Origin of the sequence: Lactobacillus hominis DSM 23910 = CRBIP 24.179 (assembly GCF_000296835.1) — a bacterium.
Lineage (GTDB): Bacteria > Bacillota > Bacilli > Lactobacillales > Lactobacillaceae > Lactobacillus > Lactobacillus hominis.
In genome coordinates, this window is sequence record NZ_CAKE01000011.1 from 47,148 (window position 1) to 67,501 (window position 20,354).

Consider the following 20,354-nt stretch of genomic DNA (forward strand, 5'->3'; position numbering starts at 1 on the left):
TTTATGAAGGTCATTAAAAATTACCTTTACAATGTTGGATATCAAGTATTAGCAATAATTGTCCCGTTAATTACATCAGCTTATGTTAGTCGTGTTTTACGTCCAGAAGGTGTTGGTGCAAATTCATTTACTAATTCCATAATTCAATACTTTATTTTATTTGCAAATATGGGAATTGGATATTATGGGAATAGACAAATTGCTTATGTTAGAGAAAATAAAGATCAAATGTCGAAAACTTTTTGGGAAATCCAAATAGTTAAAACAATTATGACTCTTTATGCTTTTGTGGCATTTGAGATTTTTATGATCTTCTATACTCGTCAACCAGAATATATGTGGGCGCAATCTCTTAATTTAATAGCAATCGCCTTTGATATTTCATGGTTTTATGAAGGTATAGAAGACTTTAAAGTTACAGTATTAAAAAACTCATTAGTAAAAGTAATATCGATGATTGCAATATTTGTCTTTATAAAGGGACCTAATGATGTAACTCTATACATTGTTGTACTTGCTTTATCGACATTAATTGGTAATTTAACTTTATGGCCAAATATAAGACGTGATCTTAATAAAGTTTCACTAAAATTTTTAAATCCATGGCAACACTTTTTACCTATGGCGGAATTATTCATTCCTCAAATTGCAACACAAGTATATGTGCAACTTAATAAAACTATGCTTGGTGTAATGGTTAGCGAAAAAGCTTCAGGATATTATCAATATTCAGATAATTTAGTAAAATTAATTTTAGCGCTGGTTACTGCTACTGGTACTGTAATGTTACCGCACGTGGCAAATGCTGTTTCTCATGGAGATATGCATAAGGTTAACCAAATGTTATATAAATCTTTTGACTTTGTTTCTGCAGTTTCTTATCCAATGATGTTTGGATTAGCAGGAATTTCTCTTACATTAGCTCCAAATTATTACGGTCCCGGTTATTTTCCGGTTGGACCAGCAATGATGATTGAATCAATTGTCATTTTGATTATTGCATGGAGTAACGTACTTGGTGTTCAATATTTATTACCAACACATCATCAGAAACAATTTACAATATCAGTTACTTTAGGTGCAATTGTAAATTTAATTTTAAATATTCCCTTGATTAGATTATGGGGACTAACCGGTGCAATGTGGTCAACTGTTTTTTCTGAAATATCAGTTACTCTGTATCAAATGTGGTCAGTTCGCCATATGCTTAATTTTAAGGAATTATTTGCTGATTCGTGGAAATACTTTATTGCCGGTTTAGCAATGTTTATACCTGTTTTTTGGATGAATACTCATTTAAGAAGTTCTTGGTTGATGATGGGTGTAGAGGTTCTAGTTGGGATAATTATTTATGTGGGACTTTTGTTTGTACTACGTGCTAAGATACTTGATGAGGCTAAGGGATTGATTAGGAAAAGGATTAAGGGATAGAGCTACTATTATATGTATGAACTATAGTAGTAATATCGCAATGAAACTCTGCTTTTTTAATTATATTATTTATTTTGAATAGGGGAATAATAGGAGAAAGTGGAAAAAGAATATAAGAAAAAAAGTTCTTTGATTGAAAAAATATACAATTTTTTTAAAAGCCATATATATGTGTGGAAAAGATTATTTTTTGCTTTTGTATTAAGTATAGTTGAATCGATTTTTGTAACATTGTGGTATGCAGTAAATTTCCAGAATAATCAAAAAAATATTCGTAATTTTTTGAAATTGAAAATTTTTATGACTCCTTCAGCAGAAAATTTTTGTTCATTTCTTTGTGTTTTTGTAATTGGTATTTTGTTTGTAGTAGTGTTGACTCAAAAGAATTTAATGAGCGAAAAATTAAATGGAAAAATAGAGTCCCTAAAAATCTTAAGCAAAAACGATATGGAAAAAATAAAAAGGGAAAACGATAAAAATATTTTTCAATGCTACACATGGGGAATTACTCTCGTAGTACTCCTCCTTGGGATATGTCGTGTTATTAAGTGGAGTACTGCAACGACATTTACGTTACTAATGGAAATTTTTTTATGGTTAATTTTATTTACTCTATCTTTAATAGTAATATTAATTGCCTCAGTAGTTTTAGAGTGGTTAGAAAAGGATAATACTCAAACTGGAGGAGTACCACGTACTGCTATATTTTTAGGATTTGTGGCTACAGTTTTGGCTGCCATTTTAAAACACTAAATTTTTTATCTAATTGGAATTTTCAAATGATATATTATTTAATCTAATAATAGCAATGAATACTAAATGTATTATTGGCTGTTTTGTAAATCCTATTGATGGCCAGTTTTAGATTAAGGAATTAAGCAACTAAAGAATAGTTGTTTGATTCCTTTTCTTTTATGATATTTTCTTCTAGTCTGATTCTAATTAATAAATGTCTAAAATTACTGTATCCGTAAGCAGTACGTTCAATTTGCTTAATCTTGCGATTGTCGCCTTCAAGACATCCATTAGAATAGCTGGAAGAGATGCCGTTTAGTACGCCAGTATAATTACGTTTAAAAGTTAATAATGTCTGATGCATTTGTTTGCCGACAGCTTGTTTTAAGTGAAGCAAGTGAATAATCTTTTTTTCATCTTTGTTTTGAATAGCAGACATAAAGTCCTGCATAACCCAATATGTATTTGCAAGCTCTTGATTGCAGTCTAAGCCATCTAAAACAACGTGCTCTTGAGTCAGATAGTCTTTGAAATGCCAGTCATAGTAAAGTAAGGCGTTTTCTTATTGAGCTTGTCATACTTCATGAGATAAAGCTTCCAGGTAGATTTTAATAGCTTATATTCACGGCTTTGTTTCTTAAAATGCTTCATAGTCTGAACTCGTAAGCTCTTAGAAGATCTGGTGAGCATTTGCACGATGTGAAAACGATCAATGATAATCTGAGTATTTGGAAAAATCTCCCTAGCAACTAATGGATAATAACAGTTAAGATCCATGGTAACTGTCTTAACCATGGCGCGAGCTTTAGGAGAAAACTTATAGAAGTAGTGTAGAGTTTTAGGCTTAAAACGTATTCTAAGGATCTGGACTACTTGGTGAGAATCGCCATCTAAGCAGATAAAGAGCAGCTTCTTGTCCACGCCTTTAAACTCATCAAAAGCTAAGTGTTTAGGAAGACGTTCTAAATGATCGTAGAACTTAGAAGAACAAGATTCTAAGACTCTAAGACTCTTTGAACCGTATTAACTGATAAGTTATGTTTTCGAGCAATGCTGGTCATAGAACGATCTTCTGTAAGGGCAGCTAATACTTTACGTTTAGATGCGTTAGAAATGTGACAATATTTATTAACAAGGCTAAATTGAGCCATAGATCTTTTAAGGCAGGCATTGCAAGGAATGCGTTGCTTTCTAAGTTTGATAGTAATCGGCTTGCTAGCATCAGCAGTAATAATGCGCACGTTAGAAGTATAATGACCATATGCTTAAGATTATTGGAACGGCAGTAAGGACAAGCAGACTGAACCAATTCAGCTAAATAGGCGTTATGGAACTTTCTATTGATAAATTTTTTAAAATAATCAGTAAAAACAATGTTTTGATCTTCAATATCCAGAGAAAATTTAATACAATCGTTAAAAGAGGACATAGCACAAACTCCTAGTAAACTTAATTGAATTGATCGAAGAAGGATTTTAAGTTAAGAGGGGCTATGGCCTCTTTCTTTATGCAATAAAAAATCCCGTCGATAGGATATCATAGATATCCATCAACAGGAAAAGGTATAGAGCTAATAAAGTTAATAAAATTCTAGTTCTCTTTGATATGCGTATAAGATAGATAGCCTATTTTTTAAACGGTAAGTATGAATAAAAGAAATTCCTAGATATAAAAGGGAAAAAGAAATTATAATTGAGAAAAGTCTATTTGATTGTGTAAAGAAAAGTAATATGTCTTCAATCTCTTTAAACATGTCTGTGTTCATCATCTCTTTAAAAAGGATACTTTTTTGTTTAGAAGAAGATAACTCAAATAGATTTTGATAGTAGGCTGAAAATAAGAATGTGGCTGATGAAATGTATAGAGAAAGAATAGAAAGGATAAATGCAAGAATGGAATTTATAAGTGATAATCTTCTATTGCTATTAATTTTGAACTGTAATTCGTTAATCAAAGAAGCAATCTGATTTGAATTAGGCTTTAAAAGTTTTAATTCGTTTTTTAATTCGTTGTGATTTTTTAGTTTGAATGAATGCCTATTTTTATAAATTATATTCTTTAAAGATAAGTCTTGTTTTGACATTTTATACTCCAATAACAATTTTAATCATAGTATATAATTATTATATACTATGATTAAAACTAAAAGCTAAATGGATTAATTAAATCTAATAATTATAGATATAAAAAATAAGGTAAATCATGAACAATAAAAATGATATTTTAAATTCTTGGATTTTAATGGAACAATTGGCTGAAGGAAATGTCAATACAAGTAGAAGAGATAAGAAAGCGGCAAAGCGATTTGATTCAAGTAGAAGTGCTAAATATGGCTTTTATCAATACTTCCGCTGGTGTGTTAAGCAAAAAGTTAAAGATCAAAAACGTGATAATCCAGGAATTATTTTTTATTTAAATACATTTAAATTTAAAAAAATTCTCGATATTATAATTCGAAAATATAATTTAGAAGATTTAGAAGTAGGATTTAATAAAGAACAACTAAAGTTTAGTATAGCTATATGCTTTGATAAAGATATGAAGTTATTAGAAGATAAAACTTTTATAACTATGAGTAGCTATATTTTAGCTCAAAACGATTTGATCGATAATCAAGATGAATTTAACAAATTTGAAAGCTCCATCAAAAATAAAATTCAAGAATTATTTAGTTTTCAGAATAATGAGCTTTCTCAGGAAAACTTCGAATTGCAATTTAATCAAGTATTTAGAGAAGTAATAGATAATTTTCCTTCTAATATTTATTGGTCAATTGTTGGAGATATTGATACGGATGATATTAATTTACATTCATTCTTTCTTGATGATTTAATTTTAGCTAAAAAAAGTGAATCACCGCATTTAATTAAGTATTTGGAAGGTATATCCAGCAATTCACGAATTAATCTAGATCCATTTAAGAATATAAATGAGTTTAAAACTATCCTGCAACCTAAAAATTATCCTCTAGGACATTTTTTGAGTAAATATCCTAGTTCTTTAATGCAGCAAATAGCAGTTAATTTAGTTATTAATGAAAAAAATGACATTCAAACTGTTAATGGTCCCCCTGGTACTGGAAAGACTACTCTATTAAAAGATATATTTGCTGAGTTTATAATTCAACAAGCAAAAGAAATATGTAATTTAAAAAATAAAAATGTCTCTTCTCTATTAAATTGTAAAATTGAACAAACGCAATTACCTGCACAGTTAGCTGATAAGAATATTGTTGTTGCTTCATCCAACAATGGTGCCGTTCGAAATATTGTTGATGAATTACCTGCAATTCCTGATGAAAAAGACTCTTTTACTGAAATAATTGAAAAAATAAAATCCGCAGATTACTTTTGTGATCTGGTTCACTCTAAGAAGCAGAGCAATAGATGGGGAGTGTTTTCTTTAGAAGGTGGTCGTAAGGAAAACATGGATCGAATTATTTCAATAATTGATCAAATGATTAAAGAGTTAAAAGATAAAAACTTTGTTTCTGATGTAAAAGTTTACGAAGAATTTATGACACAATTCAATAAATTAGAGAATAAGAGGAAGACGTTACAAGAATATGCAAATAGATTATTACAAAGAAAAATTTGGAATAAAAAAATAAAGAAATATAATCTAAAGTTTGGTAATGAAGGGGAAATAATTTCATCTGATTTGGATTTGAAAATAACACATGCAAAGGAAAATATAAGATTATATCAGCAGAAATATGATCAATTGCGAGCTGAAACAGAAATTAAAGGAGGACTATTTAGTAGATTATTTAGGCGGAAAAGAGAGAAGAATGAAGATATATTAAAAATCAAAAAAATAAATAGTGATCTGGAAACAGAAACTAAACAAAAGCAATATTTAGAAAATAAATTGTATGATTTGAAAAATGAAAGCTACCTAAGGTCAATTGACAAAGCTATGACGAAAGAAGTAAAAATACCAAATTATGAACGTGATTTTTCTGAAACAGAAAATTATGAAGATTTTGAAAACGAAGCTTATTGGTATACTAGTGACGATCTTAAAGAAGAATCTTTATTATTTATTTTAGCTTTAAGAGTTAGAAAACAGTTTTTATATGAAAATAAAGAATCTTTAAGTAAGGCACTAAAGAATTGGGAAGATCAGGATAAGCAAGTAAAGGAAAATCAAAATCAAATCACTTTATTTTCCTGGCAATGGATTAATTTTGCTATACCGGTAATTGGTACGACGTTTGCCAGTTTTCATCGAATGTTTAGAAATTTAGGTACAAATTCCATACCAAATTTATTTATTGATGAAGCAGGACAAGCTATTCCTCAATCAGTTATAGGAGCACTACTTAGAAGTAAAAGAATAGTTGCTGTTGGAGATCCCGCACAGATAAAACCAGTTAACTCTTTGGATTCAAAGATTATATCGCTTATAGCAGATCGAATTTATCATGTAGATGAAAAATATGTTTCTGCAGATACCTCAGTACAAACACTTATGGATCAAGCAAGTAAGTACGGGTATTATAGAGGTAAAGGTGAGTGGATAGGGATTCCTTTGTGGGTTCACCGTCGCTGTCTTAATCCTATGTTTAGTATTTCGAATAAAATTTCATATCAGGATAAAATGGTCCTCCCTACCAAAGTAAAAGAATCTGAATCAAAAGCTGATAAAAGGGCACAAAAGTTAGGAATTGCAGGATCGGCTGATTGGATAGATGTGTCTGGACCATCTGATGGAAACAAATTTGTCGAGAAACAGGCAGATGAATTATGTAGGTTAATTTATCGCTTGGTACATGGCAAAGACAATCCTTTTAATGAAAAGGATATATTTGTTATTACTCCATTTAAAAATGTAGCTCAAAAATTGTCGAAAAGGCTTAAAGTTATCGATTTAGGACATGGTGATCCAATTAAATTTACTAGATATAAAGATGGAAAGCCAACTAATATTGGTACAGTTCATACTTTCCAGGGAAAAGAAAATAAAGTAGTGTTTTTAGTTTTAGGTGCTTCTAAAACGGAAAAAAATGCTGCTTTCTGGGCAGTTAAGGAACCAAATATCATAAATGTTGCAGCTACTAGGGCTAAAAAGTGGTTTTATATTATCGGAGATAAGGAGTTATATAAATCTTTACATTCACCTTCAATTGATAAAACTATAAATATAATTGACGAGTATAAGAAAAAAATAGCTGAAAATACAAAATCGAATTCAGAGGATAGCTATTAGAAAATTTATGATGATGGACGTTGCACAAGATATTAACGATTTACGAATACCGCCAGCAAATCATTTAGAAAAACTTGAGGGTGATAGGAATGGACAATATAGCATTACTATTAACGCCAAATATCGAATTTGCTTTACCATTCAAGCCCCTAATAATTTTTATAATGTAGAAATTGTTGATTATCATTAAAATTTAAGAGGGGAAAATTTATGTTTAAGGACATCATAGCAATACCAAAATGAGTGAAGTTTTACGTGAAGAATTTATGAAACCATTAAACTTATCTGCTTATGCAGTAGCTAAGGCTATAGATGTACCTACATTAAGAATTCTAGATATTCTTCATGATAAAAGAAAAATTGCAGTAGATACTTCTGTAAGATTAGGAAAACTATTTGGTGTATCGCCAAAATTCTTTTTAAATATCCAAAATGATATTGAATTAAGAAATGCTGAAATAAGAAACAGCAAAGAATACGATCAAATTAAACAAATTAGATTTGCTTAGAATATAAGTATATTTACTTATTAACAATAAAGCGCTCGAATTAACTATTTTAAAATAGAGCCATTGGCACTGATAGATAATATAAAATGATTTAACACTGTCTGTTTAAACATCTGTGTTTGATATTTGATAAATTTATTTTTTATTTATGTCATTATATATGCGTCATGATGAAATTAGGCATAACGGAGAGGGATTGTTGTCAAGATCTTGGTCCAGAAGTGATTAATAATATTAGTAATAAATTCAGTTCCAAGATCGGCTACTAGAGAATATGTTTCTTGATCTAGGGTAATACAGAAGACTACCACAATTAACAGGAGAATTCGTGTTCTAGGAGAGAGATTCATATTGGGTCCTTTCGTCTTTATGGTAACATGAAGATACATGACATTACTGAGTAGTTATAATTCATCTCAGTTTTTTGTTCCGTTATGAATTATAAGTTGATTGTTTTGTACCCACTGGTTAGGAACGCTATTCTCCGTTGCCAGTGAGTATCGTCATTTATTGGGGTAACTATGAATATTAATGAATGGTTTAAAGATCCAAAAGTATTAGAAAAGAGTAAAAGAGGATATGCTCATTTTGATCTTCGAACCGATTTAAGTAAATGTAGAAAATATATTACTGATCCTAGAAATGTTACACAACACGGTTTTTATCCATTTATAAAATCTGATCTTGAATATCACAAATATGATAAGGCGAAAGGAAGAAATCTTAAGAAGCGTACCATTTGTTATGCATCTCATATTGATAGTTGTATTTTTCAATATTATAGTTTTTTAATTAATAAAAAATAAAATGCACGTCTAAAACAAGATGGCATTTGCGAAGTGTCAATAGCATATCGAACGGATCTGCATACGGATACTATTGCTGAATTTAGGAAAATGTATCAGTTTATGATTCAGCATCCTTCTTCTTATGTAATGATTGGTGATTTTACAAGCTTTTTTGACAAAATTGATCATCAATATTTAAAAGAGCGCTTATGTGACTTATTACAAGTCGATAAGCTTAATTCCGATTATTATGCGATATTTAAGCGAATTACGATGTTCGATTACTGTGAATTAACGGATCTTTATAACATTAATAATCTTGATTATGAGAAGAGAAAAGATAAGATTGCATTTAATTTAAGGCAAAGGGCTTTGTCAAAAGAAGATTATAAAAAATATCGTTCCCATATTAAACGTCATCATGGAAATAAAGGCATTCCTCAGGGATCAGCAATTAGTGCATGCCTAGCCAACGTTTATATGCTAGAAATCGATAAGATGATAAATGAATTTGTAGTTGCACGTGGCGGTATTTATAGAAGATATAGTGACGATTTTATAATTATTTTACCTATGGACACTAGTTCAATTGATGATATTGAAAAAATAATTCTAAAATTTGGAGCATTTAAAGACAAAGGTATTTTGAAATTACAACCAGAAAAGACGCAAGTCTATAAATTACAAGACCATTCGGTCGTGAATATCGGTCATCTTTTTACTCCGAGCTTGAATGAAAAGCATAAGACAATTAATTTTATTGGCCTTAATTTTGATGGTAATGCAATAAAAATACGCGAAAAAAACTACAAGTAAATATTATTATCGAATGCATCATAAAGCTAAAGGTGTCGCTCATTAATATTAACGAGGTAAAGAATATCAGGGGTCTGATAACTTATATCGTTTATATTCTGGACGATATAGAAGAGGTAATTATTTTATTTTATTTAATTAGAGCTTAGAAATTTTTTTCCTAACCATTCAATATGATCCCTGAGGATCGAATTATAGCGAAGATTAGGCTAACTTTGAAGAAGAATCGGTGGGGATAGGAGCATCAGTTATATTTGTCTAGAATTGATTAGGAAATAACTATTTAGAATGTAAAACAACAAGTATTCATCCCTGCATAAATTAGCTTACGGTCTCGAAAAAATAGTTTAATGAAAATAGTATATATAAATAGATAATATGTAATAATTATATTATATCTTTAGATGGGACAAATTTATTTTAGATAGTTTATATATTAAATAAATTCGAAAAAGTAAGATTTAAAAAAATTGGAGACTAATTTCAGAAATAAAAAGCATATTAATGTAATGGATAAGAAGTATGACTAGGCTCAAACCACTGTGAATATAGAAGTATATTTTGTAGGTTGAAAAGGTATATTTGAATTTAAAAACATCTTAATTTAGTCATCATTTATGATGTTAAGCGGAGTTTGTATGTTAAAAAGAAAAATAAGAATACATTTGGATCTTTGTATGCTAATGGGAATTTGACTAAAAAGGATAGAGGACCAGAATGGGAAAAACTCGAAGTAGCATTAAAGGATAAAAATATTACTAATATAGGAATTTTAGCGCCATACGATACAGGGAAAAGTAGTTTTTTATTAAGTTTTTTTAAGAACTGGAAATTTAATATATCGGAACGAATAATTAGAAAACTAAAATTACAAAGAGAATGTTATAGATTTATTAGTGTACCTAACTTTTTTGAAGATATTAAAGATAATAAAAAGAGTGTAATAGAACTTGAAAAAGATATATTAGATCAATTACTGTTAGAAAGCAGAGCATCAAGAATAAGATTTCCCGATTCACAAATTAGACGAATACATTCAATTAATTTATTAATAGTAATAGTGACCTATTTATTAATTCTCCTATTAATAGGAATTGTATCTAATGGTAAATTTATAATAAATCCAAATAAACTTTTGAATGGTATAGGATTATTTATTTTAGCAGGTTTTGGGTTTGTGATATATTACATATTTTTACATAGTCTAAATAAGCTATCACTGCAGTTATCAACTAAATTTAAAGTGAATTCTGCTACTATTAACGCGGATTTAGTACCATCTAGTGAGATTAAAGATGGGGATAAATTTGTAGAACATAATGATGAATTGAGATATTTTTTTGATAAGAGCGGGGAACGGTTTATTGTTTTTGAGGATTTAGATAGATATAATAACCCGTTAATCTTTCAGAGATTACGAGCACTGAATAAGCGATTAAATAATTTTAGAAAAAGTCCAATAGTATTTATTTATACATTAAAGGATTCAGCTTTTTCAAAAGATATGAATAATACTGATGCTAATAATGAAAATTATGCAGCAGAAACTAGAGGAAAGTTTTTTGATTATACCATTTCTATTTTCCCACTTCATAATTTAGAAAATAGTAGAGATGAATTTTATGAACAAAAAAGGCAGTGTGACCATGCACTTTTAATTAATGAAGAATATTTTTATGGAATAGGAAAGTATATTCATGATAAGCGAGAAATTATCAGCATAATGTCTGATGTTGATATTTATGCACAGAAATTAAATCTTGCTGCAATTAAAAATAAAGAAAGTCAAGAAGAAGCATTTAATAAATTGTTTGGATTAATGATATATAAAAATGTATATTCTGCGGATTTTGATAAGTTAATTATTGGAAAATCCTTCTTAAGTCAATTAATTCTTGATAAAAAAGAAATTTTTGATGATGTAAAATCTTACTTATCTATTCAAGATGAAGTAATCAAATCAGATGCATGGAGTTGCATTTTTCAGTATGTAAACAGAAATAACTTTGAAGACTTTGCTTTTTCGGACAGGATTGATGCAGATTTAGAGCGTTTATTTAATCATCCAATCCTTTTTTTTCTTATTACTAATGATCTTTTATGCGAGGATTATCACAATTATCTTTCCCCGACTTTCTTCTCATTAAATTCGCCGAAAGATAGGAGTTTCATTAATAAAGTTTTAAGTCATCAAGTAATTAAAAGATCAGAGCAATTAGAAAATCCATTAAAGGTTTTAACTTATCTAAATCAAGTTAATGCAGATTATACTTATGCTTATTCTGTCGATTTATTAATTGAATTATTTAAGCAAACGGATGTTTGGAATCAAATTGGACGTGCAAAAGTTATTTTTTCTGAAGTGAAAAGAAGAAAAGATTATAAATTTATTTATCAATTTCTTTTACAAAATTCTAATTTATCAAAAAGAGAAAAAATAGCCTATATATATAATTCTTGGAATACATTTTTTGATGATGTTTTACAGACAAATCTAAAAATTAGAAAGATGATAATAAATTATATATTGGAGGGAATGGTAGAAAAAGAAGATAGATTTGGAAGAATGATAAGATATTTGAAGAAAAATGATTTTTTAAATAAAAAAGATGTACAGAAAGTTTTAATAGATAACTTAAAGTGTTCAAATTTGTACATTCAAAAATTTTATTTGTTAGTTAAAGAAAGTCCTCAAGTTTATTTATTTTCAAATCTAAAAATTTTTTTATTTAAACCTAAAATTTTGAAAGTATTAATAAAAAAAGGATGGTATGAAAGAAATTATAAGAATTTTGAATTAATAGTGCATATAAAATTACATAATAAGGAAGAAAAATTTAATATTCCACCGTCTTATGTGAAAAAATATATTATCCAATATTTTAATGAGCATAAACTTAGTGAAGAAAAATATAGAAAAGTAAGGGAAAATTTGTATTAGTCTTCTTATTATTTAGGATGATTTTTTGATAGAAGTCTTAATATTTCATTTTTAGGAACACTTCAAACATGATTATTGCAACATAGTTATATTGACTGTAAAAATATATTGAAAGGATTGATTCTATGTATCCCTATGCCTTAAAAGAATTTTGCTCTATTTACGAAAATATTAATAAAGGTCAAGATCAAGAGAATAATTTAAAAAGTGAAAAAGCATATAGAAAAATGGACTTGAATAATATTGAAATAGATGATTTTTATAGCTTTTGTAAAAATTTATTAAAAGAGATTCCAAAATCAAAAAATACTGATGGATGGTGCTTAGGAACATTATTTCCACCATTCCCGGATTTTGATGCTATATTTTTTTCAAAAGAGAAAATCATTGTTCTAGAATTAAAACATAAAATCGGAACGCAGAATGAGAAAAGTGTATTAAATAAATTTAAAAAGCAAAATCACCTGCTAAAGAAACTAAAAACTAAATCATCAAATTTTGATGAAAAAACTGAAATTTTATATTTATTATATATCCATGATAGCAATACATTGTTAGAATATAATCTTGATAATCTAAAATATTCGAAGGTTGATTTTAAATATTTAGCCAATATATTAAATTCTGTAAAAAAACCTCTTGAGTCTAATCCTATATATGAGTTGACTCGAAGCGATTTTTTAATATCACCTTTGAATGATTTTCAAAGTTTTAAGAATGGAGAATATTATCTTTCAGATGAGCAAGAATATTGTGAGAAACGAATATTACAATCAAATGGAAAAGGAATTTTTGGGGTGCAAGGAGTTGCTGGCAGTGGGAAGAGTTTAATAGCATATGATCTACTAAAAAAAATAAAAGACAAAAATATTCTTTTTATTTTTCCGGGAAATTTAAGAGAACAACACCATAATCTTCAAACAAATTTTGATTATATAAAATTTGTTTCAGGGAAAAATTTAACAGCTGAATTATTAGACGATTATGATGTTGTTATCGTAGATGAGGCACAAAGATTATATTTTGGTAATTCAAATAGTGCATTAGAAATTTTGAAAAGTTGGATAGAATCTAATTATCAAGTTAAACAAATTATTTTCTTTTATGACGCACATCAGGCTTTAGGACCAAAAGATTGCGGAAACTTATTAAATAATATGCTGAATACATATTGTAAAGACAAAAAAGGAGAACAATATTTCTTAAAGGAATCAATTCGATCTAATCCAGAAATTTCAGCTTTTGTAAGAAGGCTTAGTTGTTTGAAAAATATACCAAAAAAGCAAATTACACCTGAATTGTTAAAGAAACATGTGGAAATTAAATTCTTTAATGAAGCGGATGAGGCTAAATCGTGGATTCAGTATAAGCAAAATAAAAACTATGCTTTTCTAATCCCAACAGGAAGTAGATTTTTACAAGCTAGTAGTGATCAGTTTATTGATCTTAGTTCGATTTCTATAACAACCCATGAATTTTTAGGTGAAGAGCAAGATAAGATAATTACTTATATTGATGACTCTTTTTTCTATAATAAGAAAGGACAATTATGTGTCTATAATCGTACAAATTATTATTTTTTAGATAATGAACTTTATGTAAATTTGACTAGAGCTCGAGAAAAATTAGCCATAGCTATCATAGGAAATTTTGATATTTATTTAGCAATAGTTGAAGTAATCTTTGATTGTAAGTAGAAAACATAAGTCATGTGTTAAGTTACTGTTACTATTTTAAGAATAAAAGTATTTACTATGAAAGTTGCTAAAATTATTGCAATTTACGAACATATTAAAATTCTCTATTAATCAAAAATAGGCTTCACTCTAAATATTTTATCTATTGTTCTTCGAACACATATTCGATATAATTTGAATTAGTTAAAAACGAATACACGTCTGATGATTGACAATAATTAGAAAAATTGTAGAATAGAGAGTAAGAAGAGTGGCGGTGGACTCTAAGTGAGACCGTTGCGGAAAAACACCTCTATTTTATTAATAGAGGTGTTTTTTTGTATGAAAGATTTTAAAAATATTGATGAACAAATTGAGATTTTGAAAAATCGTGGTTTAGTTTTTAAAGACTTGAACTCAAAGATATCTTCTTACTAATAATTACTATAATATTATTAATGGGTATGGAAAGTATTTTCAAAATAATATTGATTTATTTATTAAAGGAACAACTTTTGATGAAGTCCGTAGCTTATATTTTTGTGATAAACAATTAAAACAAGCTTTTTTTAATTCTATCTTGAGTGTAGAACATCACTTAAAATCTATTTTTGCGTATCGATTTGCAGAAAAATTTAAGAATAAAAGATATGCGTATTTAGATATTAATTCTTATGATTCAAATAAAATACCTTCCGTCGGAAGATTAATTAGTGATTTGTCGCGGATAGTTAATTTTTATAAGGATAAGTCCAATAATCCGATTCATCATTATGTTAAAAAATATAATGATGTGCCTATTTGGATTATGGTTGAATTTCTAGACTTTGGAAAATTATGTGCGATGATAAAAAATTCCAAGAGGAGTATTCAAAATAAAATTTGTAAAGATCTAATGACTTTTATTCATGAGAACGTAGGAGATTTAAATGAACATTTTACGCCAGAAATTATGATTTCATTTATTGAGAATATTCATGAATTAAGAAATGTTTGCGCGCATAATAATCGTTTACTAGATTTTAGATGTAAGGCTGATTCAAGATATTTTAGCGCCTTACATTTAAAGTATAATATTGAAGATAAAAATAGTAGAAGATACGCATATTCAGTTTTTGTAAGCATGCAATGTTTTTTAAGTCCGACTGAGTTTAAAATTTTGAGTAATTCTATTCGAAAAAGATTAAATTTGTTAAAAAAACATCTGAACTCTATAGATATACAAGAAATACTAAATTTATTAAAATTTCCAAATGAATGGTTGACTCAACCTAGATTAAAACAGTAGTGGGATTAAAAATGCAAAAATACTACACAAGTGGCGAATTTGCAAAAAAAGCACACGTTTCTATTCGTACAATTCGCTATTATGATCAAAAAAATTTATTAAAACCGTCAACTCATACTGCAAGTGGGGCTAGACGATATACTGATGCGGATTTTGCAAAATTGCAGCAAATCCTTCTATTAAAATACCTAGGATTTTCTCTAAGCGATATTCGAGAGATGACTTTGGGTTCAGGAGACAGACAACTGTTGCTTGATTCATTGCAGATTCAAAAAAGACTAGTAGAAGAACGACAAAAAGAAATGCAAAATGTTGCAACTGCTATTGATTCAACAAGTAGCACTCTGAAAGCAGGTCAAGAAATCGACTGGAATAAGATGTTAGATTTGATCCATTTAACTTCCATGAATCAATCCTTGAGCACGCAGTATCAAAATGCGTCGAATATTTCTGCACGTATTCGTTTGCACCGTGATTACTCAATAAATAAAGAAGGTTGGTTTCACTGGCTATTTAAGAATCTTGATTTAGAGCCAGGGATGAAGATTCTTGAGTTGGGAGCGGGTAATGGTGCTTTATGGTCACAAAATTTAGATAAATTATCAAAGGGGTTAACGATTGTTTTATCTGATATTTCTGAAGGTATTTTGGCCGATGCCAAAAATGAAATTGGCGATAGTCAGGACTTTCAATATGCAGTATTTGATGCCCAGAAGATTCCATTTGCTGACAATACCTTCGACCTTGTAATTGCTAATCACATGCTCTTTTATTGCGATGATATTCCTCAGACTCTTAAAGAAGTTCATCGAGTAATGAAAAAGGGTGCCTCTTTTGCATGCTCAACTTATTCTAAAAAGCACATGCATGAAATTACTGATTTAGTTCAAGAATTCAATCCAAATATTGTTTTGTCTTCGACTAACTTGTATGAACGTTTTGGCCTTGATAATGGCCGACAGATTTTGAGCAATTATTTTAACGAAATCAGTTGTCATAAATATCATGATGCAATTGAATTGCAAGAAGCAACCCCAGTAATTTCTTACATCTTATCCTGTCACGGCAATCAGAATGCAATTTTGCTAGACCATTACAACGAATTTAAAAACTATGTTGATGAAAAAGTTAGTGGTGGCTTTCATATAACTAAAGATGTCGGCTACTTTCTTTGTAAAAAAAGATAGTTTTTTATTTTTAGTGTTGAAGGTGACGTTGCGTAATGTAATATAATTTCTATGAATTAAAATAATAACGGAGGAAAAACATGAAAGTTGTTGTTACTGGTGGTGCCGGTTTTATCGGTTCAAACTTTATTTTTTACATGTTAAAGAAGCATCCGGACTATGAAATTATCTGTCTTGACAGTTTAACTTATGCAGGTAATTTATCTACATTAAAAGATGTGATGGATAACCCTAAATTTAAGTTTGTTAAGTTAGATATTCGCGATCGCAAAGGTGTTTACAAACTTTTTGAAGAAGAAAAGCCAGATGTAATTGTTAACTTTGCTGCTGAAAGTCACGTTGACCGTTCTATTGAAAATCCTGAAATTTTCTTAGAAACTAACATTATCGGTACTTCTGTGTTAATGGATGCTTGCCGCAAGTACGGTATTAAGCGCTTCCACCAAGTATCTACTGATGAGGTATATGGAGATTTACCATTAGATCGTCCAGATCTTTTCTTCCACGAAGATACACCGCTTCATACTTCAAGTCCGTATTCTTCAAGTAAGGCTAGTGCGGACTTATTGGTTGGTGCATATGGTAGAACTTTCCACTTGCCAGTTACTATTTCACGTTGCTCAAATAACTACGGCCCTTACCAATTCCCTGAAAAGTTAATTCCGTTGATGATTCAAAGAGCTTTGAATAATGAAAAGTTGCCAGTTTACGGCGACGGTAAGAACGTTCGTGATTGGTTATACGTTGAAGATCACTGCAAAGCAATTGATTTGATCTTAGAAAAGGGTACGCCAGGTGAAGTTTATAATATCGGTGGTCACAACGAAATGCACAACATCGATATTGTTAAGTTAATCTGCGATTACTTAGATAAGCCTTACTCATTAATTGAGCACGTTACTGACCGTAAGGGACATGACCGTCGCTACGCTATTGATCCTGAAAAGATCCACAATGAATTAGGTTGGCTTCCAGAAACTATGTTTAAAGATGGTATCAAGAAGACTATTCAATGGTACTTAGATAACAAAGAATGGTGGGAAAACATCATTTCTGGCGATTACCAAAACTACTACGACGAAATGTACGGCAAGAAGCAAGTTTTAGATAAGGATTAGGCCAATGAAAGGAATTATTTTAGCAGGTGGATCTGGCACTCGTTTATATCCATTAACTTTAGTAACTAGTAAGCAATTATTACCAGTTTACGATAAGCCAATGATCTACTATCCATTATCTACATTAATGTTAGCTGGTATTAAGGATATTTTGGTTATTTCTACACCGGCCGATACTCCACGTTTTAAAGAATTATTAGGCGATGGTTCTCAATTTGGTTTAAATCTTTCTTATAAAGTGCAGCCTAGTCCTGATGGCTTGGCTCAAGCATTTACGTTAGGAAAAGACTTTATCGGCGATGAAGCTTGCGCGATGGTTTTAGGCGACAATATTTTTTATGGCAATGGATTTACTGATTTGCTTAAAAATGCTGCTAGCGATGCACAACATGGTAAAGCAACTGTCTTTGGTTATTATGTAAACGATCCTGAACGTTTTGGCGTAGTTGATTTTGATGAAAATGGCAATGCTGTTTCAATTGAAGAAAAACCAAAGCATCCTAAGAGCAATTATGCTGTAACTGGTCTTTATTTCTACCCAGCTGGCGTAAGCAAGAAAGCTGCTCAAGTTAGGCCAAGTGCACGTGGCGAAGTTGAAATTACTAGCTTGAATGATATGTATCTTCAAGATGGCAATCTAGGCGTCCAACTGTTAGGACGTGGTTACGCTTGGCTTGATACTGGTACAATGCATAGCTTAGTTGATGCATCTAACTACGTTAAAATGATTGAAGAACGCCAAGGCGTTTCGGTTTCTGCACCAGAAGAAATTGCTTATATCCATGGTTGGATTGATAAAGAAAAATTAATGGGAGCTGCAAAGCGTTATGGCAAGAGCCCATACGGTCAACATTTGAAGTCAGTGGCTGAAGGAAGATTACGTTATTAATTTATAGAAAGAAGCTTGAAAATGGGACAAATCAAAGTAGAAAAAAATGTAGGTGGCATTGAAGGATTAGCCGTTATCACACCAACTGTTCACGGAGATGATCGTGGTTACTTCATGGAAACTTTTAACCAAAGAGATATGATGGATGCAGGTTTCAGTATTAACTTCGTCCAAGATAACCAATCTAGTTCAACTAAGGGTGTTTTACGTGGTTTACACTTCCAAAAGAAGTATCCTCAAATCAAATTAGTTCGTGCTGTGCGTGGTTCAGTATTTGACGTTGCTGTTGATCTTCGTAGCGAATCCAAGACTTACGGCAAGTGGTACGGCGTAGAGTTAACTGCTGAAAATAAGAAGCAATTCTTGATCCCACAAGGTTTTGCTCATGGTTTTCTTGTTTTAAGTGATGAAGCTGAATTCTGCTACAAAGTTAATGATTTCTGGCACCCAAATGACGAAGGCGGAATGGCTTGGAATGATCCTGAAATTGGTATTGAATGGCCACATCTTAAAGGCGATTATCCAGGTAGCCCAGATGCTAGTGGCTACAGCTTAGATGATGGAACCAAGCTCACTTTATCTGATCGCGATCAAGAATGGAAGGGCTTGAAAGATACCTTTAAGTTTTAATTAGTGAGGTAAATTAATGAAAGTTTTTGTAACTGGTGTCAATGGCCAATTGGGTCACGACGTTATGAATGAACTTGCTAAACGTGGCTATGAAGGCGTAGGTTCAGACTTGGCACCTGAATATGCTGGCGTAGCTGATGGCAGCAGCGTGACTAAGGCACCATACGTATCTTTAGATATTACTGATGCAGCAGCTGTAGAGAAAGTGATTTCCAAAGAAAAGCCTGACGTTATCGTTCACTGCGCTGCGTGGACTGCAGTTGATATGGCTGAAGATGATGATAAGGTTGCTGCTGTACGCAAGGTAAATGTTGACGGAACGCAAAATATTGCAAACATGGCTAAAAAGTTAGATGTGCCGATGGTTTACTTATCAACAGATTATGTCTTTGATGGTCAAGGCAGTAAACCTTGGAAACCTGACTTTAAGGGTTACAAGCCGTTGAACGTTTATGGCGAAACTAAATTAGGTGGCGAAGAAGCAGTTGCCAATACTTTGGACAAGTACTTTATTGTCAGAATTGCTTGGGTATTTGGTGTTAATGGCTCAAACTTTATTAAGACTATGCTTAAAGCTGGCTCAACTCATGATGAAGTTAAGGTTGTTAACGACCAAGTTGGTACGCCAACTTACACTTTTGATCTAGCACGTTTATTGGTTGATATGATTGAAACTGACAAGTACGGTTACTATCACGCAACTAATGCTGAATTGCCAGCAACTGAAAGTGGCTATGACGAAAATGGTACGAAGACTGGTTATATTTCTTGGTATGATTTTACCAAGGAAATTTACCGCCAGGCAGGCTACAAGACCAAAGTTACCCCAGTAACAACGAAAGAGTATGGTTTGTCAAAAGCAAGCCGTCCATTTAACTCACGCTTGGATAAGAGTAAGTTGGAAGAAAATGGTTTCAAGCCACTTCCAACATGGACTGATGCAGTTAGTCGCTATTTAGATATTTTGAAAAATGATGGCTTCTTTGATGATTTGAAGAAGTAAACTTTAAATTAAATAATACCGAATAAAAAGGATCGAGCGTATGATATGAACCCCAAATTTGGGACATATTATTAATTAGCTCTGTTTAAAACCATATTTCGATATTCTATCGGAGTATGGTTTTTTAGTACT

Annotated in this window: 16 protein-coding genes and 1 pseudogene; 15 read left to right on the forward strand and 2 right to left on the reverse strand. The window is 30.6% G+C overall.

The window, feature by feature from the left end; genetic code table 11:
* Window positions 1-3 precede the first annotated feature (3 nt).
* Together BN55_RS05380 and BN55_RS05385 are read left to right on the forward strand one after the other, a co-directional pair.
* Window positions 4-1,431 carry a flippase gene (locus BN55_RS05380; protein WP_008470914.1) on the forward strand — a complete coding sequence of 476 codons (1,428 nt, stop codon included), beginning with the start codon at window positions 4-6 and terminating at the stop codon, window positions 1,429-1,431.
* 99 nt (window positions 1,432-1,530) lie between these two features.
* Window positions 1,531-2,184 (forward strand): hypothetical protein, encoded by a 654-nt coding sequence (locus tag BN55_RS05385; RefSeq protein WP_008470915.1) that lies wholly within the window; start codon window positions 1,531-1,533, stop codon window positions 2,182-2,184.
* 121 nt (window positions 2,185-2,305) lie between these two features.
* Here BN55_RS05385 and BN55_RS05390 read toward each other — a convergent pair.
* Window positions 2,306-3,595, reverse strand: a pseudogene (locus BN55_RS05390) (ISL3 family transposase).
* Window positions 3,596-3,745: 150 nt separating this feature from the next.
* Window positions 3,746-4,249 (reverse strand): hypothetical protein, encoded by a 504-nt coding sequence (locus tag BN55_RS05395; protein ID WP_040469352.1) that lies wholly within the window; start codon window positions 4,247-4,249, stop codon window positions 3,746-3,748.
* A gap of 119 nt (window positions 4,250-4,368) precedes the next feature.
* Here BN55_RS05395 and BN55_RS05400 point away from each other — a divergent pair, with 119 nt between their 5' ends.
* The 13 genes from BN55_RS05400 to rfbD all read left to right on the forward strand — a co-directional run bounded on the left by BN55_RS05400 (window position 4,369) and on the right by rfbD (window position 20,222).
* A complete protein-coding gene (locus BN55_RS05400; protein WP_008470920.1) occupies window positions 4,369-7,377 on the forward strand; it encodes a DEAD/DEAH box helicase in 3,009 nt (1,002 codons plus the stop codon).
* Between the two features lie 7 nt (window positions 7,378-7,384).
* A complete protein-coding gene (locus BN55_RS05405; protein WP_008470921.1) occupies window positions 7,385-7,567 on the forward strand; it encodes a type II toxin-antitoxin system RelE/ParE family toxin in 183 nt (60 codons plus the stop codon).
* A 49-nt stretch (window positions 7,568-7,616) separates the two neighbouring features.
* On the forward strand, window positions 7,617-7,886 hold the full coding sequence (locus BN55_RS05410) for a HigA family addiction module antitoxin (protein WP_008470922.1): 270 nt from the start codon (window positions 7,617-7,619) through the stop codon (window positions 7,884-7,886).
* Between the two features lie 521 nt (window positions 7,887-8,407).
* Window positions 8,408-8,692: a hypothetical protein gene (locus BN55_RS10275; protein ID WP_008470924.1), complete on the forward strand. Its 285-nt coding sequence runs from the start codon at window positions 8,408-8,410 to the stop codon at window positions 8,690-8,692.
* A 33-nt stretch (window positions 8,693-8,725) separates the two neighbouring features.
* On the forward strand, window positions 8,726-9,490 hold the full coding sequence (locus BN55_RS10280; protein WP_008470925.1) for a reverse transcriptase domain-containing protein: 765 nt from the start codon (window positions 8,726-8,728) through the stop codon (window positions 9,488-9,490).
* Between the two features lie 634 nt (window positions 9,491-10,124).
* Window positions 10,125-12,431, forward strand: coding sequence for a YobI family P-loop NTPase (locus BN55_RS05425; protein ID WP_040469358.1), 2,307 nt, complete (start codon window positions 10,125-10,127; stop codon window positions 12,429-12,431).
* 125 nt (window positions 12,432-12,556) lie between these two features.
* A complete protein-coding gene (locus tag BN55_RS05430; protein ID WP_008470927.1) occupies window positions 12,557-14,128 on the forward strand; it encodes a DNA/RNA helicase domain-containing protein in 1,572 nt (523 codons plus the stop codon).
* 433 nt (window positions 14,129-14,561) lie between these two features.
* Complete coding sequence (locus BN55_RS05435; RefSeq protein ID WP_236699153.1) at window positions 14,562-15,395, forward strand: Abi family protein; 834 nt, start codon at window positions 14,562-14,564, stop codon at window positions 15,393-15,395.
* Window positions 15,396-15,406: 11 nt separating this feature from the next.
* Window positions 15,407-16,582, forward strand: coding sequence for a MerR family transcriptional regulator (locus tag BN55_RS05440; RefSeq protein WP_040469360.1), 1,176 nt, complete (start codon window positions 15,407-15,409; stop codon window positions 16,580-16,582).
* Window positions 16,583-16,662: 80 nt separating this feature from the next.
* Window positions 16,663-17,700, forward strand: a complete 1,038-nt coding sequence (rfbB, locus tag BN55_RS05445) for a dTDP-glucose 4,6-dehydratase (protein WP_008470932.1) — start codon at window positions 16,663-16,665, stop codon at window positions 17,698-17,700.
* Window positions 17,701-17,704: 4 nt separating this feature from the next.
* Window positions 17,705-18,589, forward strand: a complete 885-nt coding sequence (gene rfbA, locus BN55_RS05450) for a glucose-1-phosphate thymidylyltransferase RfbA (RefSeq protein ID WP_008470933.1) — start codon at window positions 17,705-17,707, stop codon at window positions 18,587-18,589.
* 21 nt (window positions 18,590-18,610) lie between these two features.
* Window positions 18,611-19,219 carry a dTDP-4-dehydrorhamnose 3,5-epimerase gene (rfbC, locus tag BN55_RS05455; protein WP_008470934.1) on the forward strand — a complete coding sequence of 203 codons (609 nt, stop codon included), beginning with the start codon at window positions 18,611-18,613 and terminating at the stop codon, window positions 19,217-19,219.
* Between the two features lie 16 nt (window positions 19,220-19,235).
* Window positions 19,236-20,222 carry a dTDP-4-dehydrorhamnose reductase gene (rfbD, locus tag BN55_RS05460; protein ID WP_008470937.1) on the forward strand — a complete coding sequence of 329 codons (987 nt, stop codon included), beginning with the start codon at window positions 19,236-19,238 and terminating at the stop codon, window positions 20,220-20,222.
* Window positions 20,223-20,354: the final 132 nt, after the last annotated feature.